The organism is Acidovorax bellezanensis, assembly GCF_025421555.1.
GTDB classification, from domain to species: Bacteria; Pseudomonadota; Gammaproteobacteria; order Burkholderiales; family Burkholderiaceae_C; genus Comamonas; species Comamonas bellezanensis.
In genome coordinates, this window is record NZ_JAODYH010000017.1 from 49,884 (window position 1) to 75,060 (window position 25,177).

At 65.3% G+C, this 25,177-nt stretch carries 17 protein-coding genes; 11 read left to right on the plus strand and 6 right to left on the minus strand.

What is annotated here, in order from left to right; all coding sequences use genetic code 11:
• Positions 1-27 precede the first annotated feature (27 nt).
• The 7 genes from N0K08_RS21255 to N0K08_RS21285 all read left to right on the plus strand — a co-directional run bounded on the left by N0K08_RS21255 (position 28) and on the right by N0K08_RS21285 (position 12,750).
• Positions 28-294 (plus strand): DUF1289 domain-containing protein, encoded by a 267-nt coding sequence (locus tag N0K08_RS21255; RefSeq protein ID WP_261502709.1) that lies wholly within the window; start codon positions 28-30, stop codon positions 292-294.
• Between the two features lie 48 nt (positions 295-342).
• Positions 343-987 (plus strand): 2-hydroxychromene-2-carboxylate isomerase, encoded by a 645-nt coding sequence (locus tag N0K08_RS21260; protein ID WP_261502418.1) that lies wholly within the window; start codon positions 343-345, stop codon positions 985-987.
• Positions 988-1,264: 277 nt separating this feature from the next.
• Entirely contained in the window at positions 1,265-2,950 is a 1,686-nt protein-coding gene (locus tag N0K08_RS21265; RefSeq protein ID WP_261502419.1) for an MFS transporter, read from the plus strand.
• Positions 2,951-3,184: 234 nt separating this feature from the next.
• Positions 3,185-4,204 carry a porin gene (locus N0K08_RS21270; protein ID WP_261502420.1) on the plus strand — a complete coding sequence of 340 codons (1,020 nt, stop codon included), beginning with the start codon at positions 3,185-3,187 and terminating at the stop codon, positions 4,202-4,204.
• A gap of 168 nt (positions 4,205-4,372) precedes the next feature.
• Positions 4,373-10,306, plus strand: coding sequence for an excinuclease ABC subunit UvrA (gene uvrA / locus N0K08_RS21275; RefSeq protein ID WP_261502421.1), 5,934 nt, complete (start codon positions 4,373-4,375; stop codon positions 10,304-10,306).
• Positions 10,306-10,641: a hypothetical protein gene (locus N0K08_RS21280; RefSeq protein WP_261502422.1), complete on the plus strand. Its 336-nt coding sequence runs from the start codon at positions 10,306-10,308 to the stop codon at positions 10,639-10,641. Before uvrA ends, N0K08_RS21280 begins: the two co-directional genes overlap by 1 nt.
• A gap of 393 nt (positions 10,642-11,034) precedes the next feature.
• Entirely contained in the window at positions 11,035-12,750 is a 1,716-nt protein-coding gene (locus N0K08_RS21285; RefSeq protein WP_261502423.1) for an alpha/beta hydrolase, read from the plus strand.
• Positions 12,751-12,758: 8 nt separating this feature from the next.
• Here N0K08_RS21285 and N0K08_RS21290 read toward each other — a convergent pair whose 3' ends face one another.
• Positions 12,759-13,664, minus strand: coding sequence for a LysR substrate-binding domain-containing protein (locus N0K08_RS21290; protein ID WP_261502424.1), 906 nt, complete (start codon positions 13,662-13,664; stop codon positions 12,759-12,761).
• A gap of 138 nt (positions 13,665-13,802) precedes the next feature.
• Between N0K08_RS21290 and N0K08_RS21295 the strand changes: the two genes are divergently transcribed.
• Together N0K08_RS21295 and N0K08_RS21300 are read left to right on the plus strand one after the other, a co-directional pair.
• Positions 13,803-14,798 (plus strand): Bug family tripartite tricarboxylate transporter substrate binding protein, encoded by a 996-nt coding sequence (locus tag N0K08_RS21295; RefSeq protein WP_408642993.1) that lies wholly within the window; start codon positions 13,803-13,805, stop codon positions 14,796-14,798.
• A gap of 77 nt (positions 14,799-14,875) precedes the next feature.
• The gene (locus N0K08_RS21300) at positions 14,876-16,156 is read left to right on the plus strand and encodes a TolB-like translocation protein (protein ID WP_261502425.1); all 1,281 of its coding nucleotides are present in this window, start codon (positions 14,876-14,878) and stop codon (positions 16,154-16,156) included.
• A 71-nt stretch (positions 16,157-16,227) separates the two neighbouring features.
• On the opposite strand, the gene N0K08_RS21305 is transcribed toward N0K08_RS21300, so the two are convergent.
• The 5 genes from N0K08_RS21305 to N0K08_RS21325 all read right to left on the minus strand — a co-directional run bounded on the left by N0K08_RS21305 (position 16,228) and on the right by N0K08_RS21325 (position 21,885).
• On the minus strand, positions 16,228-17,514 hold the full coding sequence (locus N0K08_RS21305) for a TRAP transporter large permease (RefSeq protein ID WP_261502426.1): 1,287 nt from the start codon (positions 17,512-17,514) through the stop codon (positions 16,228-16,230).
• An 11-nt stretch (positions 17,515-17,525) separates the two neighbouring features.
• Positions 17,526-18,041, minus strand: a complete 516-nt coding sequence (locus tag N0K08_RS21310; RefSeq protein WP_261502427.1) for a TRAP transporter small permease — start codon at positions 18,039-18,041, stop codon at positions 17,526-17,528.
• Positions 18,042-18,255: 214 nt separating this feature from the next.
• Positions 18,256-19,242 (minus strand): TRAP transporter substrate-binding protein, encoded by a 987-nt coding sequence (locus tag N0K08_RS21315; protein ID WP_261502429.1) that lies wholly within the window; start codon positions 19,240-19,242, stop codon positions 18,256-18,258.
• A 190-nt stretch (positions 19,243-19,432) separates the two neighbouring features.
• On the minus strand, positions 19,433-20,242 hold the full coding sequence (locus tag N0K08_RS21320; protein ID WP_261502430.1) for an HAD-IIB family hydrolase: 810 nt from the start codon (positions 20,240-20,242) through the stop codon (positions 19,433-19,435).
• A gap of 17 nt (positions 20,243-20,259) precedes the next feature.
• The gene (locus tag N0K08_RS21325; RefSeq protein ID WP_261502431.1) at positions 20,260-21,885 is read right to left on the minus strand and encodes a peptide chain release factor 3; all 1,626 of its coding nucleotides are present in this window, start codon (positions 21,883-21,885) and stop codon (positions 20,260-20,262) included.
• Between the two features lie 403 nt (positions 21,886-22,288).
• Here N0K08_RS21325 and N0K08_RS21330 point away from each other — a divergent pair, with 403 nt between their 5' ends.
• Together N0K08_RS21330 and N0K08_RS21335 are read left to right on the plus strand one after the other, a co-directional pair.
• Positions 22,289-23,836 carry a hypothetical protein gene (locus N0K08_RS21330; RefSeq protein WP_261502432.1) on the plus strand — a complete coding sequence of 516 codons (1,548 nt, stop codon included), beginning with the start codon at positions 22,289-22,291 and terminating at the stop codon, positions 23,834-23,836.
• Positions 23,833-25,176, plus strand: a complete 1,344-nt coding sequence (locus tag N0K08_RS21335; RefSeq protein WP_261502433.1) for a cytochrome P450 — start codon at positions 23,833-23,835, stop codon at positions 25,174-25,176. The genes N0K08_RS21330 and N0K08_RS21335 overlap by 4 nt, the downstream gene beginning before the upstream one ends.
• The last annotated feature ends 1 nt before the right edge of the window (position 25,177 follow it).

The following is a 25,177-nucleotide window of genomic DNA, read 5'->3' on the forward strand; positions in this document are numbered from 1 at the left end:
GTCCCCGCCGTGGCCGAAAAGCCCCTGATCGACATTCCTGTCGCGCTCGCGCAGCGCGCGGCGCAGGTAGCGGCCGAAGGCGGTTTTGCCGCGGACTTCGACGGTGTGGTCACGTCGCCCTGCATCAGCGTGTGCCGCATGACGGCGGACCGCAGCCATTGCCAGGGCTGTTTTCGCACGCTCGATGAACTGCGCGCCTGGGGCAAGGCCGATGCCGATCAGCGCCGTGCCATCTGGGTGGAGCTTCTCGCGCGGGCAGGGCTGCCCCACCCGGCGCTGGCTGCGCACGGCTGACGCCGCGGCCGGCCGGGCGCCGGCAGTTGTTCATTCCCAAGGTCTTGCATGAAACACATCACGTTCCACCTGGATTTTGTCTCGCCCTATGCCTGGCTGGCCTTCGAGCGCATGCCTGAAGTGCTGGAAGGGCTGAGCTATACGGTGCAGTACCGGCCGGTGCTGCTGGGCGCGCTGCTGCAGCGCAACAGCAACCCCGGGCCGGCCGGCATTGCGACCAAGCGCGCCTGGACTTATCGCCACGTGCACTGGCTGGGCCAGTCGCTGGGCGTGGGCCTGGACATGCCCGCGGAGCACCCGTTCAACCCCCTGCCTTTGCTGCGGCTGGCGCTGCAATGCAGTGACGACGGCAGCATCAACCGCTTTGTCGCGGGCGCCGTGCTGCGCCATGTATGGCAGGGCGGGCAGGGGGCGCTGGAAGCACCGCGCCTGCAGGCCCTGAAGGCCTTGCTGGCAGAGCAATTGCGCCCCTGTGAGCAGGCTGCCGAGCAGGCCAAGGCCTGGCTGCGCGGCAACACCGATGCCGCAGTCGAGGCCGGCGTGTTTGGCGTGCCGGCCTGGGAAGTGGACGGCAAGCTGTTCTGGGGGCTGGACGGCCTGCCCATGCTGCGTGCCTACCTGGCGCAGGACCCGTGGTTTGATGCCGCGCACTGGGAGCAGTTGCCACAGACACCTTCGGGCCTGGCTCACTGAAGGGCGCTGCGGGCGTGATTTTTCATCGCCGGGCCGCCCCGGGATGAAATGCAGCTGGGGGGTTTCCCCCCCAGCGTGAGCCACACGCAGTGGGGAGCGTGGGGGCTATATTTTCCACATCCCAAAAAGACAACTACGGGTTGGACCTGGGAATGTCAGCACTGCGTCAGTTTGGTGCAAGTTCCGGTTGGTTTGGTGTCAGAGAGGGGTCAGTGCCGTCTCCAAGAATGGGGGTGACCGCTATTTGCGGTACCCATAACTTACAGGAGACAAACGCATGGCCATCAACGCTTCACCCGGCGTGGGTGTCAAAGGGGTGGCACCACGCCCCATGACGCCAGAAGAGCGCAAAGTGATTTTTGCCTCATCCCTCGGAACGGTTTTCGAGTGGTATGACTTCTACCTGTATGGCTCGCTCGCAGCCATCATCGCCAAGCAGTTCTTCAGCGGCCTGGATGAAGGCTCGGCCTTCATTTTTGCCTTGCTGGCGTTTGCTGCCGGCTTCATCGTGCGGCCTTTCGGCGCCCTGGTGTTCGGTCGGCTCGGCGACATGATCGGACGCAAGTACACCTTCCTGGTCACCATCCTGATCATGGGCCTGTCGACGTTCATCGTCGGCATCTTGCCGACCTATGCCTCGATCGGCGTGGCCGCACCCGTGATACTGATCATTTTGCGCATGCTGCAAGGCCTGGCGCTGGGGGGGGAGTACGGCGGTGCCGCAACCTATGTGGCCGAGCATGCGCCGCATGGTCGCCGCGGTGCCTACACTTCGTGGATCCAGACCACGGCGACGCTGGGACTGTTCCTGTCGCTGCTGGTGATTCTGGGTGTGCGCACCATGCTGGGCGAAGCCGCCTTCGCGGACTGGGGCTGGCGCATTCCCTTCCTGGTGTCCATCTTGCTGCTGGCCGTGTCGGTCTGGATCCGCATGACGCTGTCCGAGTCGCCGGCCTTCCAGAAAATGAAGGCTGAAGGCAAGACGTCGAAGGCGCCGCTGGCCGAGTCCTTTGGCCAATGGAAGAACCTCAAGATCGTGCTGCTGGCGCTGTTCGGCCTGACGGCCGGCCAGGCCGTGGTCTGGTACACGGGTCAGTTCTATACGCTGTTCTTCCTGACGCAGCAGCTCAAGGTGGATGCGATCACGGCCAACCTGCTGATCGCTGCCGCGCTGCTGATCGCGACCCCATTCTTCGTGGTGTTCGGCACGCTGTCGGACAAGATCGGACGCAAGCCCATCATCATGCTGGGTTGCATCCTGGCCGTGCTGACCTACTTCCCGGTGTTCAAGGCGCTGACCGAAGCCGCCAACCCGGATCTGGCAGCGGCCCAGGCCAAGAACAAGGTGGTGATCATTGCCGACCCGGCCGAATGTTCGTTCCAGTTCAACCCTACGGGCACGGTCAAGTTCACCAGCTCCTGCGATGTGGCCAAGCAGGTGCTGGCCTCGGCGTCGGTCAGCTATGACGCCGTGGATGCGCCCGCTGGCACACCCGCGGTGATCAAGATCGGCGAGAAGTCCATTCCCAGCTTCTCGTCCAAGGGTCTGCCACCGGCGGAAGCCAAGGTCAAGGATACGGAGTTCAAGAAGGCCGTGGCCGAAGTGCTCAAGGCGGATGGCTATCCGGCCAAGGCCGACCCGGAGAAGATGAACAAGGTCCTGATGGTCGTGATCCTCACCTACCTGGTGTTGCTGGTGACCATGGTCTATGGTCCCATCGCCGCCATGCTGGTCGAGATGTTCCCGACGCGCATCCGCTACACCTCGATGAGCCTGCCGTACCACATCGGCAATGGCTGGTTCGGCGGCCTGCTGCCGACGATGTCGTTTGCCATCGTGGCGCAGACCGGCAACATGTACAGCGGCCTCTGGTATCCCATCATCATCGCCGGCATGACGGCCGTGGTGGGCACGCTGTTCGTGCGTGAAACCAAGGACATCGACATCTACGCAGGCGACTGATCCGCTTGCAGCCCCTGGGTCATGGCCCAGGGGGTTTTTCAGGGTGCAGAACAGGTCTGCATCCTGAAAAGTGTGGTGAAGAAGCATCAACACTTGGCCAGATCTGGGGGGTATGTCACCTTTTCTGCGCCGAGGCACCTAGAATTTTTACAGTAGTCACAAGCGGAGCAACTCAGACGGAGTGCCGCAGCCCTGTCTACACCGGCTGGACTGAAAAATCATTTAGGAGAACCCATGAACAAGACCCAACGCGCATTGTTGACCGCTCTGGCCCTCGCAGGCACCTCGGCCGCCATGGCCCAAAGCAGCGTCACCCTTTACGGCCGCGTGAACACGACGGTGGAACACCAGAAGTCGGGCGACGCCAGCGTCACCGGTATGTTCAACAACGCTTCGCGTTGGGGCATCCGTGGCACGGAAGACCTGGGCGGCGGCCTCAAGGCCGGTTTCGCGCTGGAAAGCGGTTTTGCTTCCGACACCGGTGTCGTGGCTGGCCCCTTCTTCGGTCGCCAAAGCGAAGTGAACCTGAGCAGCAACTTCGGTATGCTGCGCTTGGGTAACTTCATCTCCGAGTCGTACTACGCCACGGCTGACTACATCAGCATGCACAACCACGACACCGGTTCGTCGGCCGACATGCTGTACACGTACGTGATGCGTGACACCAACAAGCTGGCCTACCGTCTGCCCGCCTTCGGCGGCTTCACGGCAGAAGGCGCGGTTTCCATGCACGAGAAGGTGCCTGGTACCAGCAACGGCTACGACGTGGCCTTGAACTATGGCGCTGGTCCTCTGGGTCTGGGCCTGGGCTATACCAAGAATCCTGGTGCTACCGGCGTCTTTGGTGGCGGCGGCTTTACCGATGCCCAACAACTGGGCCTGCGCGCCTCCTACGCCATGGGTCCTGTGACCTTGGGTGCGTACTACCAGTACGTCAAGGCTGACCACCTGAACAGCACGGCTGCTGACGCCAAGCGTCACGCCGTTCGTCTGGCAGCCATGTACACCATGGGTGCTTCCGAATTCCACGCCAACTTCGGCCGTGCAGAGAAGATCAAGGTCAGCGGCGTGGGCAACGTGGCCGGTACGGCTGCCAACCAGTGGACCCTGGGTTACAACTACAACCTGAGCAAGCGCACCAAGGTGTACGGCTACTACACCAAGCTCGACAACGGCTCGAACATCAACTACCGCGGTGGCGCGGCTGGCGATGATTTCAGCTCCTTCGCCGTGGGCGTGCGCCACAACTTCTGATGGCCTGAAGGCCGGCGCCAGGCCATGGGCCAGCGCCTGAAAAGCCTCCACCTCCCTGCGCTTCGGTGCAGGGAGGTTTTTTTATGCCCCGTGAATGGACAGCGGGGGGCTACGGCGATTGCAGCGAGGTTCTAGAATGGTCCGCCTCCATTCAGAAAGACTGCCTGTATGTCCCAGGGACTGATCCGCATCCGCGGCGCGCGCCAGCACAATCTCCAGAACGTTGATCTCGATATCCGCACCGGCGAGTTGACGGTGGTGACCGGCCCCAGCGGTTCAGGCAAGTCCAGCCTGGTGTTCGACACCTTGTATGCCGAAGGCCAGCGCCGCTACGTCGAGACGTTCAGTGCTTACGCACGCCAGTTCCTGGACCGCATGGACAAGCCGGCCGTGGACAAGGTCGAAGGCGTGCCGCCGGCGATTGCCATCGACCAGACCAACCCGGTGCGCAATTCGCGCTCCACGGTGGGTACGATGACCGAGCTCAACGACCACCTCAAGCTGTTGTTCGCGCGCGCCGCGCATCTGCATGACCGCGTCACGGCACTGCCCGTGCAGCACGACACGGCCGAATCGATTTATGCCGAGCTTGCGCGCCGCAGCGCCGCCGCCGGCGATCCGCGCCTGGCCATCACGTTTGCCGTGGAGTTGCCGGCGAATACGTCGGCCGAGGAGGTGGAGCAGTGGCTGTCGGCCAGCGGCTTCACCAAGGTCCAGGCCGAGCGCGAGGTCGAGCTCGCCCCGGCAGCTGCGCCGGAAGGCACCAAGGGAAAATCCAAGAAAGCCGCCGCCGCACCCACGCGCGTCAAGATGCTGGACGTGATCGCCGACCGTTTCCGCCTGGGCCGCACCGAGCGCGCGCGGGCCATGGAAGCCGTTGAAGTGGCGCTCAAGCGCGGCAGCGGCCACATGACCGTCTACTGCCTGCCCGAAGAGGGCGAGCCCGTGCTGTGGCGCTTTGCGCTGGGCCTGCACTGCCCCGAAAGCGGCCTGGGCTACACCACGCCCATGCCGTCGCTGTTCTCCTTCAATTCCGCCGTGGGCGCCTGCGATGCCTGCCGCGGTTTCGGGCGCGTGATCGGCGTCGACTGGGGGCTGGTGATTCCCAACGACAAGCTCACGCTGCGCACCGGCGCGGTCAAGGCCATACAGACGCCGGCGTGGAAGGAAATCCAGGACGATCTGCTGCGCCACGCCGAGGCCGAAGGCATTCCGCGCGACACGGCCTGGGCCAAGATGACGGCCGAGCAAAAGGCCTGGGTGCTCGACGGCTCGCCGAACTGGAACGGCAAATGGAACCAGACCTGGTACGGCATCAAGCGCTTCTTCGAGTACCTGGAAAGCAAGGCTTACAAGATGCACATCCGCGTGCTCTTGTCCAAGTACCGCAGCTATACCGAATGCCCGACCTGCGGGGGCGCGCGGCTCAAGACCGAAAGCCTGTTGTGGCGCCTGGGCAGCAAGCCGGCCGCCGACGCCGTGCTGCCGCCTGGCAAGCGCTTCATGCCCGCAGGCGTGGATTGGCGCCGCGAGCAGCTCGAAGCCCTGCCGGGCCTGTGCCTGCACGATTTGATGCAGCTGTCCATCAACCGGTTGCAGCAGTTTTTTGCGTCGCTGGCGCCGCCGGCCCAGACCCGGGCCTCTGACGGCGAAGCCCAGGCGCTGAAAATGCTGCACGCCGAAATCCACACCCGGCTCAAATACCTGGCCGACGTGGGCATTGGCTACCTGACGCTGGACCGGCAAAGCCGCACGCTCAGCGGCGGTGAAGTGCAGCGCATCAACCTGACGACGGCGCTGGGCACTTCGCTGGTCAATACGCTGTTCGTGCTCGACGAGCCCAGCATTGGCCTGCACCCGCGCGACATGCAGCGCATCACCGAAGCCATGCAGCGCTTGCGCGACGCGGGCAATACGCTGGTCGTGGTCGAGCATGATCCGGCCGTGATGTTCGCCGCCGACCGCGTGATCGACATGGGCCCGGGCCCGGGCGCGCGCGGCGGGCAGATCGTGTTCGACGGCACGTCCGAAGAACTGCGCCATGCCGATACGCTGACCGGCGCCTATCTGGGCGGACGCAAGCAGGTCGGTTTCGGCCTCAAGCGCATGGTCACGGAAACCACGCCGCGGCTGGTGCTCGAAGGCGCGCGCGAGCACAACCTGCAGCACCTGGACCTCGAATTTCCGCTGCAGCGCCTGGTCACCGTCACCGGCGTCAGCGGCTCGGGCAAGTCCACGCTGATCCAGGACGTGCTGGCGCCGGCGCTGTTGCGCCACTTCGGCAAGCCCACGGACGCCGCGGGCGCCTTCGACCGCCTGACGGGCGCGGACCAGCTGAGCGACGTGGTGTTTGTCGACCAGTCACCGATCGGCAAGACGGCGCGCTCCAGCCCGGTCAGCTATGTCGGCGCCTGGGACAGCATTCGCGAGCTGTTCGCCGTGGTGCCGTTGTCGCGCCAGCGCGGCTATACGGCCTCCAAATTCAGTTTCAACAGCGGCGACGGCCGTTGCCCGACCTGCGGCGGCTCGGGCTTCGAGCATGTGGAAATGCAGTTTCTGTCCGACGTCTACCTGCGCTGCCCCGACTGCAACGGCCTGCGCTACCGTCCGGAAATTCTTGAAGTGCACATCGAGCGCCACGCCCAGGGCGAGCTGCAGCCGCGCAAATTGAGCGTGGCCGATGTGCTGGAGCTGACGGTGAGCGAAGCGGTGGCGCTGTTCGCCCAGGACCGTGACGTGCTGCGCGCGCTGCAGCCCATCGTCGAAGTGGGGCTGGAATACGTCAAGCTGGGCCAGCCCGTGCCCACGCTCAGCGGCGGCGAATCCCAGCGCCTCAAGCTCGCGGGCTTTCTGGCCGAGGCCGCCAAGACCGCGTCCAAGTCGCGCCAGGCCATCGCGCGCAAGGGCACCTTGTTCCTGTTCGACGAGCCCACCACGGGCCTGCATTTCGATGACATCGCCAAGCTGATGCGCGCGCTGCGCAAGCTGCTCGAAGCCGGCAATTCGCTGATCGTCATCGAACACAACCTGGACGTGATCCGCGCCAGCGACTGGCTGATCGACCTGGGCCCCGAAGGCGGTGAAGGCGGCGGCCATATCGTCGCCCAGGGCACGCCCGAAGACGTGCGCCAGCACCCGACTTCGCACACCGCCCAGGCCTTGCGCGAGTACGACCTGGCCATGGGCGTGGGCGGCCAACTGGTGACCGAAGTCGCGCCCATGCTCTACCCCAGCCGGGCCCGGGCCGTGCCTGCGCTGGCGGCGAAGAACGTGATCCAGATCGTCAATGCGCGCGAGCACAACCTGCAGCAGCTGTCGGTGGACATTCCGCGCGGCAAGTTCAATGTGGTGACCGGCGTCAGCGGCTCGGGCAAGTCCACGCTGGCCTTCGACATCCTGTTCAACGAAGGCCAGCGCCGCTACCTGGAATCGCTCAACGCCTATGCGCGCTCCATCGTCCAGCCCGCGGGGCGGCCCGAAGTCGACGCGGTCTACGGCATTCCGCCGACGGTGGCCATCGAGCAGCGGCTGTCGCGTGGCGGGCGCAAATCCACGGTGGGCACGACCACCGAAGTCTGGCATTTCCTGCGCCTGCTGTACGTGAAGCTGGGCACCCAGCACTGCATCCACGACGGCGCGGCCGTGCAGCCGCAGACGCCGGAAAGCATTGCCGCCCAGTTGATGACGCAGTTCCGCGGCCAGCACATCGGCCTGCTGGCGCCGCTGGTGGTCAACCGCAAGGGCGTCTATACCGAACTCGCCGACTGGGCCCGGCCGCGCGGCTACACCCATTTGCGCGTGGACGGCGAGTTCCTGCCGACCACGGGCTTCCCGCGCCTGGACCGCTTCAAGGAACACAGCATCGACCTGCCCGTGGCCAGCATTGAAGTCACGCCGCGCAACGAAGCCGAGCTGCGCGCCCACCTGACCCAGACGCTGGAGCTGGGCAAGGGCGTGCTGCACGTGCTCAGCGGCATTGGCGATCTGGCCGCGGCCATGGCGGGCGGCCAAAGCACGGCCGGCCTGGGGCAGCTGCAGGTGTTTTCCACCCAGCGCGCCTGCCCGGTCTGCGCGACCAGCTACGCCGAACTCGATCCGCGTCTGTTCTCGTACAACAGCAAGCACGGCTGGTGCCCCGACTGCGTGGGCACGGGCGTGCAACTCAGCAAGGACCAGCGCAAGGTCTATGACGACACCTTGATGGCCGAAGACAACCGTGGCCGCGAAGTGAAATTCGAAGGCCAGGAAGTCGAGGATCTGGCCGAAGTGGCCTGCCCGACCTGCGCCGGCAGCCGGCTCAATGCCACGGCCCGGGCCGTGCGCTTTCATGGCGTGGGCATTACCGACATCGCCCACCTGGCGGTCAGCGACGTGCGCGCCTGGGCGCAGGCGCTGGTGTTGAGCGGACGCGAAACCGACATCGCGCGCGACCTGCTGCCCGAAATCCAGGGCCGTCTGGAGTTCCTCGAAGAAGTCGGCCTGGGCTATCTGACGCTGGACCGCGGCGCGCCCACGCTCAGCGGCGGCGAGGCCCAGCGCATCCGCTTGGCGGCGCAACTGGGCAGCAATCTGCAAGGCGTGTGCTATGTGCTCGACGAGCCGACCATAGGCCTGCATGCGCGCGACAACCACATCCTGCTCAACGCCCTGCACAAGCTGGGCGACAAGGGCAATACCCTGGTGGTGGTCGAGCACGATGAAGACACGATTCGCCGCGCCGACCATGTGATCGATATCGGCCCCAGCGCCGGCAAGCGCGGCGGCCGCCTGGTGGCCCAGGGCAGTCCCGAGGACGTGATGCAGGCCGGCGAATCGGTCACCGGTCGCTACCTGCTGCACGCCATGCGCCACCCCTTCCAGCCGCGCCGTCCCGTGGTCTGGCCGCCGGTGGCACAAGCCGCCGAGCCCGAAGCCGTCGAAGCGCCCAAGAAGCGCACGAAAAAGCAGATCGCCGCCGATGCGACGGCCGCCTTGCAGGCCGACAGCGCGACCGCCAACGCGGCGCTGGCCCAGCCCGCGCCGCGGGGCAGCGGGCCGCAGCACTGGCTCAGCGTACTGGGCGCCGACCTGCACAACCTGCAGCGCGTCGATGCCCACCTGCCGCTCAAGCGCCTGGTCGCCGTGACCGGAGTCAGCGGCTCGGGCAAATCCACGCTGGCGCGCGATGTGCTGTGGACCAATGTCGCGGCCTGGGTCAGCCAGCGCAGCACCCATGCGGGGCGCGAAGCCATGGACGCGGGCCAGGCCCCGGCACTGGTCGGCTGCGCGGGCCTGCGCGGCTTTGAAGGCATAGACCGGGTGCTGGAAGTCGATCAGACGCCCATAGGCAAGACGCCGCGCTCCTGCCCCGCGACCTATATCGGTTTCTGGGACACCATTCGCAAACTGTTTGCCGACACGCTCGAAGCGCGCGCGCGGGGCTACGGCCCGGGGCGCTTCTCGTTCAACACCGGCGAAGGCCGCTGCCCGGCCTGCGAAGGCCAGGGCCTGCGCACCATAGAGATGAGCTTCCTGCCCGACGTCAAAGTACCTTGCGACACCTGCCACGGCGCGCGCTTCAATCCCGAAACGCTGGCCGTCACCTGGCGCGGCAAGAGCATTGGCGACGTGCTGCAGATGGAAGTCGACGAAGCCGTCGGTTTCTTCGCCAGCATGCCGGCGATTGCCCACCCGCTGCAGCTGCTCGAGGACGTGGGTCTGGGTTATCTGACCCTGGGCCAGCCTTCGCCCACGCTCAGCGGCGGCGAAGCCCAGCGCATCAAGCTGGTGACCGAGCTGACCAAGGTGCGCGACGACATCGCGCGCCGCGGCAACAAGGCGCCGCATACGCTGTACGTGCTCGACGAGCCCACGGTGGGCCTGCACATGGCCGACGTGGAAAAGCTGATCCAGGTGCTGCACCGCCTGGTCGATGGCGGGCATTCGGTCGTGGTGATCGAGCATGACCTGGATGTGATCGCCGAAGCCGACTGGGTCATAGACCTGGGGCCCGAAGGCGGCAACGGCGGCGGGCGCATTGTTGCCGCGGGCACGCCGGAAGCGCTGGTGGCGGCGGGCACGCACACGGGCCAGGCTTTGGCCTCGGTGCTGGCGCGAACCTGATGCGCGAATACGCCGTGCTGTGGCATGAGCAGGCGCCGGCCAAGCCATTGCTGGGCGCGCCCTGCAATGGCTGCGGCCTGTGCTGCCTGGCCGAGCCTTGCCCCATGGGCATGCTGGTCTCGCGCCGCCGCACGGGCGCTTGCAGCGCGCTGCGCTGGGACGATGAGGGCGGGCATTACCGCTGCGGCGTGCTCGAAGACGCCAAGGCGCTTGCCGCTGCGCCTGGCCGTTGGCAGCGCTGGCGCGGCCGCTTGCGGCTGCTTCTGGCGCGGCGCTGGATTGCGGCGGGTGTGGGCTGTGACGCGGACCTGCAGGTGGAAAAGAGTCAGCCGTAGTTCTGCAGGAGCGTGCGCAACAGCGGCTTGAGACGGGGTCTTGGTATCAGCGACCCCCTCCGCGCCAGTTCGGCTGGAACCTTTGTTTCCGTAAGGTGACTCACTGGCATCCAGATGGCTTTGCAAGCATGCATGGATGTTGGCGCCCGACCTATGCCGCCGCCCCAGGCATGTGTTGCGGCGGAGGACATGCGCGCGACAGCATTTTTGTCGGCAGTGGCGACCCGTTCAACGGTCCGGGTTTGCCAGCGGGTCGCTCAGACACCGCTTCTGATGTTCCAGCGAGACAGCGGTCCCGGTCGCTTGCGTCTGCCTGCGTGAGCTTGAACACGCTGCATCGATTTTTCACAGTTCATAGAGGTAGACGCAGCAATTGCTGCCCAAGGAATCACCATGAGAGCGTTTTTGTTTCAACGATGGGGCCGATGTGCTGCTGCAGCGCTGATCGCCGGCCTGATGGCCGCCTGCGGCGGTGATGGCAATGGCGTCGCGACGCAGACTCAGGATGCCCCGCTGGCAACCTTTGCCGAGCAGAAGCTTGATTGGCAGGCGTGTGATCCTGAGATGCTGGGCGAGGACGTCAATCAGGCGCTGGCGCTGTACGGCAAGCATGCGCAATGCACACGGATGCGTGTGCCGATGGACTACGACAACTCCGCTGGCGCCGAGTTGAAGATAGAGGTGTTGCGCGTGGCGGTGGCGCAACCGACGCAGCGTCTGGGAGCGATCGTGTTCAATCCCGGCGGTCCGGGAGTGAACGGCCTGATGACCGCCGTCTACACGGGTTTCCAACTCATGGCGTCGGATGACGCGCGGCTGCAGGCGATGGCGGGCCGTTACGATCTGATCGGCTTTTCACCCAGAGGGACTGGCGCGAGCAACCCACTGAACTGCGATGCGGCGGGTACGTTCGCAGAGTTCGGGAGCTACACCTTCAACCGCAGCGCCGAGAATCTGCAAGCCGTCCAGCACAACGCGCGCTTGCAGGCCGAGGCCTGCCTGAGCAATCCGCTGACGCAGCACATCCATACCGATGCCACGGCGCGCGACATGGATCTGCTGCGCGCCGTGCTCGGCGAGTCCAAGCTCAATTACATCGGCTACTCCTACGGCTCCTGGCTAGGCGCCTGGTATGCGCGCCTGTTTCCCGATCGCGTCGGGCGCATGCTGCTCGACGGTGTGGACAATATTGCCGACTCCCTCGCATGGGTGTCCGACAAGGGTTTGGGCCCGCAGCGGATCCTGGACCAGGTCATGCTGCCGTATGCCGCTCGCCACGACGACAAGCTCGGGCTCGGCGATGCCGCGACGCTGCGCAATGCGCTGCTGGCACTGTCGCCGGAGCTGCAGGAGGTGTTGTTCGACAACATTGAGTTCGCGAAGTCTTCCAAGATTCAGGACAGCATCCTTTGGATGAGCGCGGCGGTCGGGCTGCATGCGTTGATGCAGGCACATCCAGATGCGGACGAGGAAGCGATGAGAATCCTGATCGAAAGCCACGATGCTTTTTCGCCGGTGCCGAGGATCAATGCAGACGTGAAAAAATTCGCGCTTGCCTTGGTCGACAAGCTGACTGGAGACGACGACGACGACGACGACGGGCCAGACACCATGGCTGTGCAGGATGCGGACGGCAGGATAAGAATCCTACCGACCTTCAACGTGCTGATGAGCGTGCGCTGCAACGAGTCCGCCAAAGTGGGCGATGCGCAGTACTGGCTGGATAAGAGCCACGAGGCTGTGCTGCGTTATCCGACCGCTGGCGGATTCGCGGCAGGCAATTTCTGCGCCCATTGGACCCTGCCGACACGGCCGTTTCCCGCTGCGACAACGACCGAGAATGCACCCTTGCTGATGCTGCAAAGCCGTTACGACGGACAAACCCCCGTCGAGGGCGCGATGGCAACGCTGGCGGCCTTGCCCCAGGCGCGCATGATCGTGGTCGAGGATGAGTACGAGCACGGCGTGTTTCCGTACGGCACGCAATGCGTCGATCGCCAGGTCGCCGACTATTTTCTCGACGGCACGCTGCCGCAGCGTCTGAGCAGCTGTGCCGGCAAGCCGCTGGGCGGCGCATTCAACGGAACTTCGCCTTCGCCAAGTGACTGAACAGGGGCTTAGCCAGGACGCTGGCCGGTCTGCAGCTGCTGGCGCAGCAGCTGCACGAAGACATCGGCCCGGCCCGAAGGCGCGCGGTGCAGGGGCAGGGCCAGCGCGATCTCGACCGCGCACTGCGGCAGCAGCGGCCGTATGGCCAGCTCCGACGCGAACTTGTTCGCCACATAGGGGTTGACCACGCCTATGCCCGTGCCTTCGGCCGCGAGGCTGCAAATGGTCGACGAGTAGGTGGTCTCTATGGTCGAGCGTGCCTGCACGCCATGTTTCTGCATGGTCTGCTGCAGCTGCAGAAAGATGTTGTCGTCGGCGTTGAGCGTGAGCAGCAACTGGTCTTGCAGGTCGCTGACATGCAGCGTCTGGCGCTGGGCCAGCGGGTGGTCGGGGTGCATCACGCAGACCGCATGGCTGCGGTGCAGCACGGTGGCGCTGAGGTCGGGCGAGTCTATGGCCAGGGTGCTGACCACGAGATCGAACTGGCCCAGCTGCAGGCCTTCGCGCAGATGGGCCGTGCCCAGGGTCTGCAGGCTGATCGGCGTGCTCGGGTGCTGCTGCACGAAGGCATGCACCACGGACGGCAGCACGGACAGGCCCAGCGCCGGCGTGCAGCCTATGCGCAGCGTGCCCGCGCCCGACTGGCGCAACCCTTGCAGGTCGCGCTCTATGCGCTCCAGGCCGACGAAATGCTGTTGCACGGTGGCGTACAGTTCCAGCGCTTCGGGCGTGGGGCGCAGCCGGCCCTTGTGCATGTCGAACAGCTTGAGACCGGCGCCGGCCTGCATCTGGGTCAGCAGGCGGCTGACCGACGGCTGGGTGGTGTGCAGCAGTTGGGCCGCGGCCGTGGTCGTTCCGGCCTGCATCACGGCACGGAAGGCTTCAATTTCGCGAAAACTCAGAGGGCGGGGCATGGTGGCGAGGGTATACCAATCCTGTATAGGTGATGCGGAAAAATGCATTTTGCAGCGTGGTCTGCGCTCCCTACACTGGATTCATACACAGACAACGCCGCGGTCGTGCCGCGACACTCTTTTCCAGAAGGCATCCACATGAACCAACAATTTGCGCGCCGGAGTTTTGGGCTGACGGCCTTGGCAGCCACCCTCATGGCCTGCACTACCGGCGCCTGGGCAGACAACGCGGCCTTCCCCAACCCCTCTCGCCAGGTGCGCATCATTGTTCCGTTCACGGCCGGAGGCAGCTCGGACGTCCAGGCCCGCATGCTGGCCGACAAGCTCAGCCGCCTCTGGGATCAGACCGTGGTGGTCGAGAACAAGCCGGGCGCTGGCGGCCACCTGGGCGGCCGCTACGTGGTCGACCAGCCCGCCGATGGCTATACGCTGATGGTCGGCTCCATCGGCCTGCATGCGGCCTATGGCATCTACAAGAAGCTGTCGTACAACCCTGCCACCGACCTGCGCGTGGTGACGGTGCTGGCGGAAATGCCCCACGTGGTGGTGGCTTCGCCCGGACTGCCGGTCAAGGATCTGCAGCAGCTCACGGCGCTGGCCAAGAAGGCGCCGGGCACCGTCAACTTCGGCTCGGCCGGCGTGGGCTCGTCGGTGCACATGATGGGCGAGCTGTACAAGCTGCAGTCGGGTGCGCCCATCGTCCATGTGCCCTACCGCGGTAGTTCGGCCGCGCTCAACGACCTGCTGGGCAACCAGATCCAGCTGATGTTCGAGAACCCGCCCACGGTGCTGGGCCACATCCGCGCCGGCAAGATGAAAGCGCTGGCCGTGACCGGCAAGCAGCGCTTGGCCGCGCTGCCCGACGTGCCCACGGCCACCGAAGCCGGCATCCAGGGCTTCGAAGCCACGTCGTGGACCACCGTGGCCGTGTCCTCCAAGGTGCCGCAGGCCGTGGTCGACAAGATCAGCGCCGATGTGCGCAAGGTGATCAACACGCCCGAGTTCCGCAAGGGCCTGGAAGACCAGGGCATGACGGCCGTGGCCAACAGCCTGCCTGAAGCCCAGCGTTTCGTGGCCCAGGAAAAAGTCCGTTGGGACCGCGTGATCCTCGAAGGCAAGGTCTCGGCCGACTGAGGCCTGTCTCGAGCGCAGCCCCGATATCCCTCTGCCCGGACCACCGGGCAGATTCATTTGAGCATTTCACTTTCCGTATGACCGAATCTTCCAACGCCGCCCCCTATGTGCCCTGCCGCCGCGTGGGCGATGGCAGCCAGCACCATTTCTTCGGCTACTACAACAAGTCCAACTGGGACAAGACCAACCGCCTGATCGCCGGCCAGCGCACGCCGGCGATGGACCAGTACCTGACGCCCGACGCCAAGGCCACCATCGGCTATTTCGACACGCAGGATGGCGACCGTTTCCACGCCGTGGGCGAGACAGGTGCCTGGAACTGGCAGATGGGCAGCCAGCTGCAGTGGCTGGACGGCGCTGCCGGCCGCCAGCTCATCTACAACGACCGCACGGGCGACATGTCGGCCCGCTACCCCGGCTTTGGCGCGGTGGTGGTCGATGTGGATACGCAGGCGCGGCGCGTGCTGCCCATGCCGGTCTACGTGGTCGCGCCCAGCAGCGCCTGGGCGCTGTCGGTCAACTACCGGCGCCTGTACGTGACGCATGAGACGATTGGCTACAGCGAAGTCGGCGGCCCGTTCGCGCTGCCGCTGGCCCCAGAGGATGACGGTATCTGGCGCATGGACCTGGCCACGGGCGAAGCCGCCTTGCTGGTCAGCTACGCCGGTCTGAAAGCTTTCCATCCCCGGGCGTCGATGGACCAGGCCATCCACTGGGTCAGCCACATCGAAGTCAACCCGGCCTCGTCGCGCATCCTGTTCCTGCACCGCTGGACCGAGCGCGTGAAGGATGAGACCTGCTTCCTGCACCGCCTGATCACCATGAACCCCGATGGTTCCGACATGCGCCTGCTCGAATGCTCGGACCACCCGCTGCCGCAGCTGGCCGCCGATTTCGACCCCAGCGCCGTGGGCACCTTCGACTACGAGAAGTCCGAGTACCAGATCTCGCACCCGCTGTGGCAGGACGACAGCCACATCATCGTCTGGGGCCCGCATGCGGGCGAGATCCACTACCACCTCTACCATGACGTCGAAGGCGGCGAAGTGCAGGTGGTCGGGCGCGGCGTGCTGGTCGAGAACGGCCACATGACCTTCTCGCCCGTGAGCACGCGCTGGATGCTCAGCGACACCTATCCCGACGACAAGACGCACGAACGCTTTCTGTTCCTGTTCGACATGCAGACCGGCGAGCGCCGCAACCTGGGCAGCTTCTACGCCACGCCCGAGCTGAGCAAGGAAAACCGCTGCGACCTGCACCCGCGCTGGAGCCGCGACGGCCGCCAGGTCTGCATAGACTCGGTGCACGAGCATCAGCGCCAGATGTACGTGCTGGACGTGTCGGCCATCGTCGGCTGAGCACCTGCTGCCCCATGCAAAAAAGGCTGCCCGTGGGCAGCCTTTTTTGCATGGGAACGTGGGATCCCGGTTTACTGGAAGCCCAGCGTATGCGGCAGCCAGGTCGACAGTTCGGGGATGAAGGTCAGCAGTATCAGCACCACGAGGTGGGCCAGCAGGAACAGCGGCATTTCGCGCGTCAGATCGGTGATGGACACGCGCGTCGCGACAGCGGTCACGAACAGCAGGCCGCCGACCGGAGGCGTGATCATGCCCAGCGTCAGGTTGACGATCACCACCATGGCGAAGTGGGTCGGATCGATGCCCAGGCTGAAGGCGATGGGGGCCAGGATGGGCACCAGAATCATCACGCCAGGCAGCGGCTCCATGAAGATGCCGAAGACCAGCAGCAGAATGTTCACGGCGACCAGGAACATGGTCGGCGAGAGCTGCCAGCCGACGATCAGCTCCGACAGGTATTGCGGAATGCCTTCCACCGTCAGCACCCAGGCGAAGGCCGCCGAAGTGGCCATCACCAGCAGCACCGAGGCCGTCAGCATGGCCGAGCGCGCCGTGATGCCGGGAATGGCTTTCCATTCCAGCGTGCGGTAAATCCACTTGCCGCAGACCAGCGCGTAGAACACCGCCACGACCGAGGCTTCGGTGGGCGTGAAGATGCCGAAACGGATGCCGACGACGATCAGCACGATCAGCATCAGCGCCGGAATGGCCTTGAAGCTGGTGATCCACATTTCGCGGGCGCTGGGGCGCGGTTCGCTCGAATGGTAGTCGCGCTTCTTGCAGACCCACCAGTTGACGCCGGCCATGGCCAGGGCGATCAATATGCCGGGAATGAAGCCGGCCATGAACAGGCCGCCGACCGAGACGTTCTCGTCCTGCATGGCGTAGATGATCATGCTGACCGACGGCGGAATGATGGGGCCGACGATGGCCGTGCTGGCCGTCAGTGCCGCGGCGTAGGGGCGGGCATAGCCGGCCTTGTCCATCATCTTGACCATCATCGAGCCCGGGCCCGCGGCGTCGGCCAGGGCCGAACCGGAAATGCCCGAGAACAGCGTCAGCGACAGCACGTTGGCGTAGCCCAGGCCGCCGCGCAGGTGGCCGACGAACTGCGCCGCAAAGCGCAGCAGCACATGGGTCAGGGCGCCGCCCGACATCAGCTCGGCCGACAGGATGAAGAAGGGCACGGCCATCAGCGGAAAGCTGTCGATGCCGGTGAACATTTCCTTGAACACCACCAGCTGCGGGTAGCGTCCGCCGACGAGCACGGCCAATGCGGCCGAAATGGCCAGCGCGAAAGCCACGGGAAAGCCCAGCACGAGCAGGACGATGATGGCGATAAAAAGGGTGATACCCATGGTGTAAACCTTCAGATGGACGCCGCAGCGTCCGCATTCATCTCGTCGGAGTCGGCATAGTCGCCGCCGGCGATGTAGTTGCGCGCGACAAACAGCAGATGCACCAGCATCAGCAGAAAGCCCACGGGCATGGCCAGGTAGATGTAGGCGATGGGAATGTCGGTGGCGGCCGTGGTCTGAAAGCGCGTGGCCCAGGCGTAGAGCACCGAGAAGTAGGTCATGAACACGCAGAAGCCGGCAATGCCCAGCACGACGATGGTGCGCAGGATGCGGGCCGTGCGGGTGCTGACGGCGCGGTGCAGGTTGTCGATGGCCACATGGCCGCCAAAGCGCAGCACCAGGCCCGCGCCCAGGAAGGTGACCCAGATCATCATGTGGCGGGCCACTTCTTCGGCCCAGACGATGGAGTCGCCCGTGGTGTAGCGCAGCACCACGTTGGCAAAGACGATGCAGGCCATGGCCAGCAGCAGCACGATGAGCAGCCAGCGATTGGTGGCTACGAGTGTGCGTTCGATTCGGTCAAGCATATGCGGGTCGGCTGCCGCTCAATGCACCCAAAAGTGCCGGCGCAGCCGCTTTCTGAAAAAGAGTCAGTTTTCCGTGGCGCTCGCACGACCTGGAGCCCTGGAAACTGGCGTGCCCCAACGCAGGGCAGCGAGGAAGGGCCGCCCCGTACCGAGGCTGCCGTCCCCCTCCACCGAAGGTTGAGAGGGGGAAGACGCGAAGCGGCTCAGGGGGTGCTTACTTAGCGTTCGCGATGCCGTCCAGCGTCTTCTGGCCGAACTTGGTCGCGTACTGCTTGTAGGCAGGCTCCAGGGCGGTGCGGAACGCGGCCTGGTCGACCTTTTCCACGACTTGCATGCCGTGCGACTTGGCTTCTTCCACGCCCTTTTTCTCGACCGAGTCGACAAAGGCGCGCGAGGCCAGGGCGCCGATCTTGGCGCCTTGCGTGAAGGCGGCCTTCTGCGAATCGTTCAGGCTGGCCCAGAAGCCGGGCGAGACGATCAGTGCCACGGGCGCGTAGACGTGGGCCGTGAGCGTCAAGTGCTTTTGCACTTGCCACAGCTTGGCCGAGGACAGCACGGAAATCGGGTTTTCCTGGCCGTCGATCGTGCCCTGTTGCAGCGCACCGATCACTTCAGGCCAGGACATGGGCGTGGGCGAGGCACCCAGCGTGCGGAAGGCGGTGATATGCACCGGGTTTTCCGTCACGCGGATCTTCAGGCCCTTGAGGTCGGCCACGTTCTGCACGGCGTGCTTGTTGTTGCTCAGGTGGCGAAAGCCTTGCTCGCCCCAGGACAGCGCGATCAGGCCGCGCTTCTGGAACTTGCCCAGCAGTTCCTGGCCGAAAGCACCGTCGAGCACGGCGCGTGCGTGGGTGGTGTCACGGAACAGGAAAGGAATGTCGACCACGCCGACGTCAGGCACGAAGTTGCTCAGTGCGCCGGTGGACACGATCACGGCCTCCACGGTGCCCAACTGCAGGCCTTCGATCAGCTCGCGTTCGCCGCCCAGGGCCGACGAAGGGAACTGCTTGAACTTGAAGGCATTGTTGGTGGCTTTTTCCGTCGAATCCGCCCAGGCCTGGGCTGCAGCGCCGTAGTGCGAATTGATCGCCAGTGCGTAGCCAATCTTGACTTCTTTGGACTGTGCCAGGGCAGGGCCGGCAGCGGTCACGGCAGCAGCGGCGACGCAGGTGGCAACGAAGGAACGGCGGATCATGTGCATAACAGTTGTCTCTTGTGTGTGGGGGCCATAGGAACAGGAACGCTGCTGCATTTTAGGTGCTGTTTCCCCCCTGAAACCGTCCCTGACAGAGGTGTTGTCGGACATCGCCACAAGGACGATGGCCTCCGTTCTCGATTGGAGACGGAGGCCATCGTGAGATGCGTGCGCCGCTGTGGGCGGCGCAGTGATTTCAGGCCGCGGGCCGCTCCAGGATGGCCTGTACGAGCTCGACAAAACCTTCGCCGCGTTCGCTGGGCGTGACGTAGCGCGGCAGGTGCGCGAGCTGGGGCACGAAGCGCGCGATATTGGCCACGCCGAAGCTGTTGTCGAAGCGCTCGAACATCAGCTGGTCATTGGTGGAGTCGCCGATATAGACCCAGCGGTCGAGCTCCGCGGCCAGGTCGCGGTCGAACAGGGTGCGCACTATCCATTGCGCGCCATCCCACTTGTTGTGGGCGCCAAACCAGCCGTTGATATGGATGGAGCTGACGGTGGCGTTCATGCCGGCCGCGCGCATGATGGCCACGCATGCATCGATCTGTGCCTGCGGCAGCTGGGTGAATTCGCTGTGGTCTACAGCGATGTCGCATTCGCGACCCGCGGAGTCGGTGGCACGGCGCGCGCCGGGCACGCTGGCCTCGATCTGCGCCAGCACTTCCTGCATGCGCGCGAAGTTGGCGCTGCGCGTGGCTGCGTCCTGCTGGTAGAGCTTGTCGAGGCCGCCGGCCGCGTTGCGGCGCAGGGCCACGGCGCCGTTTTCGGCGACGATGGAATCCACCGGCCAGGCGCTGGCGAAAGGCACGCTCCAGCCCACGGGCCGGCCCGTGATGGGCACGATCTTGAGACCGGCGTCGCGCAGCGCGGCGATGGAGGCCACCACATGCGCGGGCACTTCGCCGTCGGTGGTCAGGGTGTCGTCAATGTCGGTGAGCACACCGATCAACTGGCCCGGGGCAGGGCGGGGCCACTGCGCGAGGGGCAGCAAATTTTCCTTGGACATCAGGCAGGCAATCTCGATCAGCTGTTGTGCAGCGACAGACCCGCGTGCTCGCGCAGCGGGTGGAAGTGGATCTTGGGGAAGCGTTCCTGGGCCAGGCGCACGTCGTAGGGCGAAGTGCAGAGGTAGGCCAGGGTGTTGGCCGCGTCGTGTGCCATGCGCAGCACATAGGCGTTCTCGAACTCGCGCAGTTCGGCCGGGCTGTCGGCCGTGATCCAGCGTGCGCCGGTGTACTGGCAGCCTTCGAGGCGGATGTCGGCGTCGTACTCGGCCTTGAGGCGGTGCTGCACGACTTCGAACTGCAGCTGGCCGATAGCGCCCAGCAGCATGTTGCCGCCGGCATCGGGCTTGAACACCTGGATCGCGCCTTCCTCGCCGAGCTGGGCCAGGCCCTGCTGCAGCTGCTTGGTGCGCAGCGGGTTCTTGAGCACCACGGTCATGAACATTTCAGGCGCGAAGAACGGCAGGCCGGTGAACTGCAGGGCCGCGCCATCGGTGATGGTGTCGCCCAGCTGCACGCCGCCGTGGATGGTGAAACCGATGATGTCGCCCGCGTAGGCTTCCTCGACGGCTTCGCGGCGCTGGCTCATGAAAGTCACCACCGAAGTCGGGCGCATGTCCTTGGCGGTGCGCTGCACGCGCAGCTTCATGCCCGGGGTGTAGCGGCCCGAGGCCACGCGCACGAAGGCGATGCGGTCGCGGTGGTTGGCGTCCATATTGGCCTGGACCTTGAACACCACGCCCGAGAAACCCGTGTCTTCGGGTTGTATGGTCTTGACCACGGGCTGCTTGTTCACGACCAGCGTGCTGACGCGCGGGCCTGGCGAGGGCGACATGTCGACCAGCGCGTCGAGCACTTCCATCACGCCGAAGTTGTTCACGCCCGAGCCGAAGAACACGGGGGTCAGCTTGCCGGCCAGGAAAGCTTCATGGTCCCAGGCAGGCGAGGCACCCACGGCCAGTTCCATGCTTTCCATGGCGGTGTCGAAAGTGTCGCCAAAACGGCCGCGCAGATTGTCCACATCGGTCAGCGGAATGGCTTCGAAGTCCTGCGGGCGGCGCTCGCTGCCCGACTCGAACACCGTCATGGTCTGGGTGCGCAGGTTGATGATGCCGCCGAAGCTCTTGCCCTGGCCCACGGGCCAGGTCATGGGGCAGCAAGGCATGCCCAGTTCACGCTCGACCTCGTCCATGATGTCCAGTGGATCGCGCACTTCACGGTCCATCTTGTTGACGAAGGTGATGATGGGCGTGTCGCGCTGGCGGCAGACTTCGATCAGCCGGCGGGTCTGGGCTTCGACGCCGTTGGCCGCATCGATCACCATCAGTGCCGAGTCCACGGCCGTGAGCACGCGGTAGGTGTCTTCCGAGAAGTCCTTGTGGCCGGGCGTGTCGAGCAGGTTGACCACGTGGTCGCGGTAAGACATCTGCATCACCGACGAGGCCACCGAAATGCCGCGCTGCTTTTCGATTTCCATCCAGTCGGAGGTTGCATGGCGGCTGGCCTTGCGGCCCTTCACGGCGCCCGCGATCTGGATCGCGCCCGAGAAAAGCAGCAACTTTTCGGTCAGCGTGGTCTTGCCCGCGTCCGGGTGGGAAATGATGGCGAACGTGCGGCGGCGCCGGGTCTCAGATGCGTAGGACACAGTGTTGTACGGGTGCGTGGCCGCTGGCGGTGAAGCCGGCGGCAGGAAAGCGAACAGGCGCTGGCGGGCTGGGCGCTGAGGCAGCGCCGGCCGACGGGGCCCGAAGAAGTCGGAGATTTTACCGAGCGCGGCGCATCAGTGGGCCGCGGCGGGAATAAACGGAGCGGATTTCCCCTTGGCACGGCGCAAGTCCGGCGACCTGGATCATGCCGCTGATGACGCAGCGACATCTGGATTTGATGACATGACTACGTCGGGATTGGCTGGCATGACCCGGATAGGGCTTCTGTAAACATGGGGTCTCACGATGGCATTTGCAAGCCATGGACGCGTTCCCTGCATGGCTGCTTGCCACCGCCGATTCTGTGGCGCGATGCGTCACCACCGACGAGGAGCGTGTCCGATGAAAAGCATATTAGCGCTGGCTGCAGCCCGCAAGGAACGTCTGGCGGCCCATCCCTTCTTCGCGTGGATGCGGGACGCCCAGGTTCCCCTGGGGCGCAAGCTCGACATCGCGCCGATCATGGCGAATTTCGTCATGAACTTCCGGGACATGAACCTGTGGTTCATCCGCTTCGAAGGCGTTTCCAATGCATTCCAGGAAGTCATCAACGGCAACACCGACGAGGACGAGACGCACTCGCGCCTGTTTGTGGAGGATTGGCGCAAGCTGCATCTCGACGAAAAGCTGGGCTGGCGGGCGTCCGACGCCCTGTGGTGGTTGTTTCTGGCACCCGAGTCCGAGCCGTTTCGCGCCTATGCGTTCGACTTCGCCCGGATGACGGTGGTCGACCGCGGCGATCCCTTGCTGCGCTTCGCCCATTCGGAGGCCGGTGAAGCCTGCGGCAACGCCTTCTTCAGCGCGGTGAGCCCGATTGCGGTCGAGCTGCGGCGACAGACGCAGGTCGACTACCGCTATTTCGGCGACTACCACCTCGATCGCGAGCAGGGGCATGTGATTGCATCCGAAGGCGTTTTCGACCGCCAGGAACTCGACCCGCCGCGGCGCGAGAAAGCCTTGGTGTTGGCCAACGCGATGTTCGACATCTTCTTCGGCATGCATGACTGCTTTTACGACTATGCCCGCAACTACGTGGAACGCGGAATCGTGCCGCGGCGCGTGCGCTCCCCCTTGCCGCCGATGCGCCCCCCACCAGCGGCAGCGCAGCCGTCCCACGCTCAGGCGATCACGGGCCGCCATGTGGAGGTGCAGCGCGTACTGGAGGGCCGCAAGGCCCGCACGGCGCGCCATCCTTTCTACACCTGGCTGCAGGCGCGCGGCCCCATTTCTGCGTTGAGCCGGCTGCAGCGTTTCATTCCGATGTGGGTGATGGACATCATGGGCTACCGCGACTTGAACCGCTATGCGCTGCGCTTCAGATCGCCGCAGAGTCCCAACGAGCTGGCTTTCAACCGCTGGGTGCAGGCGCTGGAGACGCACAGCGAACTGTTCCTGCACGACTGGGACGCGCTGGGCATGGACGATGCCTTGCGCTGGAGCGCCAGCGACACCCTCGAGTTCCTCTTCCTCGATCCCGGCACCGACATCCACCGCGGCAACATCGCCAAGTTCACCAAGCTCGCGATCGCGCACGAATCGTCGGCGCTGCGTTTCTGGCTGCTCGAGGCGCTGGAAGCCAGCGGCGAGGCCTTTTTTGCGAATACCCGCGAGCTGGCGCGGACCGTCGAGCGCGACACGGCCCTGCGGCTCGACTACCTCGCCGACCGGCATTACCTCGCCCATGCCGAAGGCGAGGACGACCCCGCGCGAAGCTATCCCTTCAAGAGCGAGCCGCTGAGCGCCGAGCAGGCGCGGATCGCCATCGCCATGGTCCACACCGTCTTTGACGCCGTCGATGCGCAGCTGAGCCTGTCGCTGGCCGTCGCCGAGCAGGACCGCTTCGGCATCGACGGCGATGCGCAGCCCGCCGCAGCCACGAGCCCGGCATGAGTCCCCGCCCGCTGCCACCGGGGCCGCGGTGGCTTAGACCGCTGAATTTCTTCCAGGCCGGGCTCACGCCACCGGCGCCGGTGCTGGCACGCCTGGCGGCAAGATACGGCGACCCGTTCCGGGTGTCGTACTTTTCGCGCCCCGTCACCTTTACCGGCAACCCGCAGGCGCTGCGTGCCATTTATACGGCCCACCCCGACTGCTTCGATGTCTGGGGCGGCGGCTTCATCGAGCCGGTGTTCGGTGAGACCTCGGTCGTGGTGATTTCCGGCGACCGCCACCGGCAGGACCGCAACATCCTGGCGCCGGCGTTCAGCGGGCCGGCCATGCGCAACTATGGCGAGACCATGGCCGCGGTGGCCGACGAAAAGATGGCGCAGGTCGAGGTCGGACGGCCGTTTCGCATGCTGGCCGTGACCCAGCGCATCACCCTCGACATCATGATCCGGGTGGTGTTTGGCATGCAGGACGAGGCGCGGGTCAGGCGCACCCGTGCGGCGGTGCTGGAACTCATCGAGTCGCTGCATGTCATCCTTTTCCTGTTTCCGTCCGCGCGTCGCGTTCTGGGCGGCCATGGCCCTTGGGCCAGAAACCAGCGCGCGGTGGACGCCTTGCGCGCCCTGCTGCGCGAGCAGATGCGCGAGCGCCGCGCGTCGGGGGCGCCGGGCACGGATCTGCTCGGCCGGATGCTGGCTGCGCGCTACGACGACGGCTCGGGCATGGAGGATGCGGAAATCCTCGATCAAATGCGCGGACTGCTCTTCGCCGGCCATGAGGCGACGGCCACTGTGCTCACCTGGATCTTCTATTGGCTGGGACGCGAACCGGCGGTGTTCGCGCGCGTCGCGCAGGAGATCGAGGCCTTGGGGCCCGAGCCCGCGCCCGAAGCGCTGGCGGCCCTGCCTTATCTCGACCTGGTGTGCAAGGAGTGTCTGCGCCTTTATCCGCCGGTCGTCGATCCGGCGCGTGTCGTGCGCGCACCGTTCGAGCTGCTGGGCTATACGATTCCAGCGGGCGAAGTGCTGCGCGCTTCGAGTGCGCTGCTGCATTCCCGACCCGAGCTCTACCCCGAGCCCCAGCGCTTTTGGCCCGAGCGCTTCCTGGAGCGCAAGTATTCGCCGTTCGAGTACATCCCTTTCGGCGGCGGGGCGCGCCGCTGCCTGGGTGCGGCCTTTGCCATGTACGAGTTGAAGGTCGTGGTCGCCACCATTCTGCACAGCCATCGCCTGCGCTTGCTCGACACGGGGCCCGTCGCGCACGCCCGCCGCGCGCTGAGTCTGGGGCCGCGCGGAGGCATTGCCATGGTCGTGGAGGAGCGGCGGCGGCCGGCATGGGGGTAAA

What these genes read in the sequence shown, in the direction of transcription:
- N0K08_RS21260 (WP_261502418.1), top strand. Translation starts at nt 343, where the DNA reads ATGAAACACATCACGTTCCACCTGGATTTTGTCTCGCCCTATGCCTGG.
- N0K08_RS21265 (WP_261502419.1), top strand. Translation starts at nt 1,265, where the DNA reads ATGGCCATCAACGCTTCACCCGGCGTGGGTGTCAAAGGGGTGGCACCA.
- N0K08_RS21270 (WP_261502420.1), top strand. Translation starts at nt 3,185, where the DNA reads ATGAACAAGACCCAACGCGCATTGTTGACCGCTCTGGCCCTCGCAGGC.
- uvrA (WP_261502421.1), top strand. Translation starts at nt 4,373, where the DNA reads ATGTCCCAGGGACTGATCCGCATCCGCGGCGCGCGCCAGCACAATCTC.
- N0K08_RS21280 (WP_261502422.1), top strand. Translation starts at nt 10,306, where the DNA reads ATGCGCGAATACGCCGTGCTGTGGCATGAGCAGGCGCCGGCCAAGCCA.
- N0K08_RS21285 (WP_261502423.1), top strand. Translation starts at nt 11,035, where the DNA reads ATGAGAGCGTTTTTGTTTCAACGATGGGGCCGATGTGCTGCTGCAGCG.
- N0K08_RS21290 (WP_261502424.1), bottom strand. Translation starts at nt 13,664, where the DNA reads ATGCCCCGCCCTCTGAGTTTTCGCGAAATTGAAGCCTTCCGTGCCGTG.
- N0K08_RS21295 (WP_408642993.1), top strand. Translation starts at nt 13,803, where the DNA reads ATGAACCAACAATTTGCGCGCCGGAGTTTTGGGCTGACGGCCTTGGCA.
- N0K08_RS21300 (WP_261502425.1), top strand. Translation starts at nt 14,876, where the DNA reads ATGACCGAATCTTCCAACGCCGCCCCCTATGTGCCCTGCCGCCGCGTG.
- N0K08_RS21305 (WP_261502426.1), bottom strand. Translation starts at nt 17,514, where the DNA reads ATGGGTATCACCCTTTTTATCGCCATCATCGTCCTGCTCGTGCTGGGC.
- N0K08_RS21310 (WP_261502427.1), bottom strand. Translation starts at nt 18,041, where the DNA reads ATGCTTGACCGAATCGAACGCACACTCGTAGCCACCAATCGCTGGCTG.
- N0K08_RS21315 (WP_261502429.1), bottom strand. Translation starts at nt 19,242, where the DNA reads ATGCACATGATCCGCCGTTCCTTCGTTGCCACCTGCGTCGCCGCTGCT.
- N0K08_RS21320 (WP_261502430.1), bottom strand. Translation starts at nt 20,242, where the DNA reads ATGTCCAAGGAAAATTTGCTGCCCCTCGCGCAGTGGCCCCGCCCTGCC.
- N0K08_RS21330 (WP_261502432.1), top strand. Translation starts at nt 22,289, where the DNA reads ATGAAAAGCATATTAGCGCTGGCTGCAGCCCGCAAGGAACGTCTGGCG.
- N0K08_RS21335 (WP_261502433.1), top strand. Translation starts at nt 23,833, where the DNA reads ATGAGTCCCCGCCCGCTGCCACCGGGGCCGCGGTGGCTTAGACCGCTG.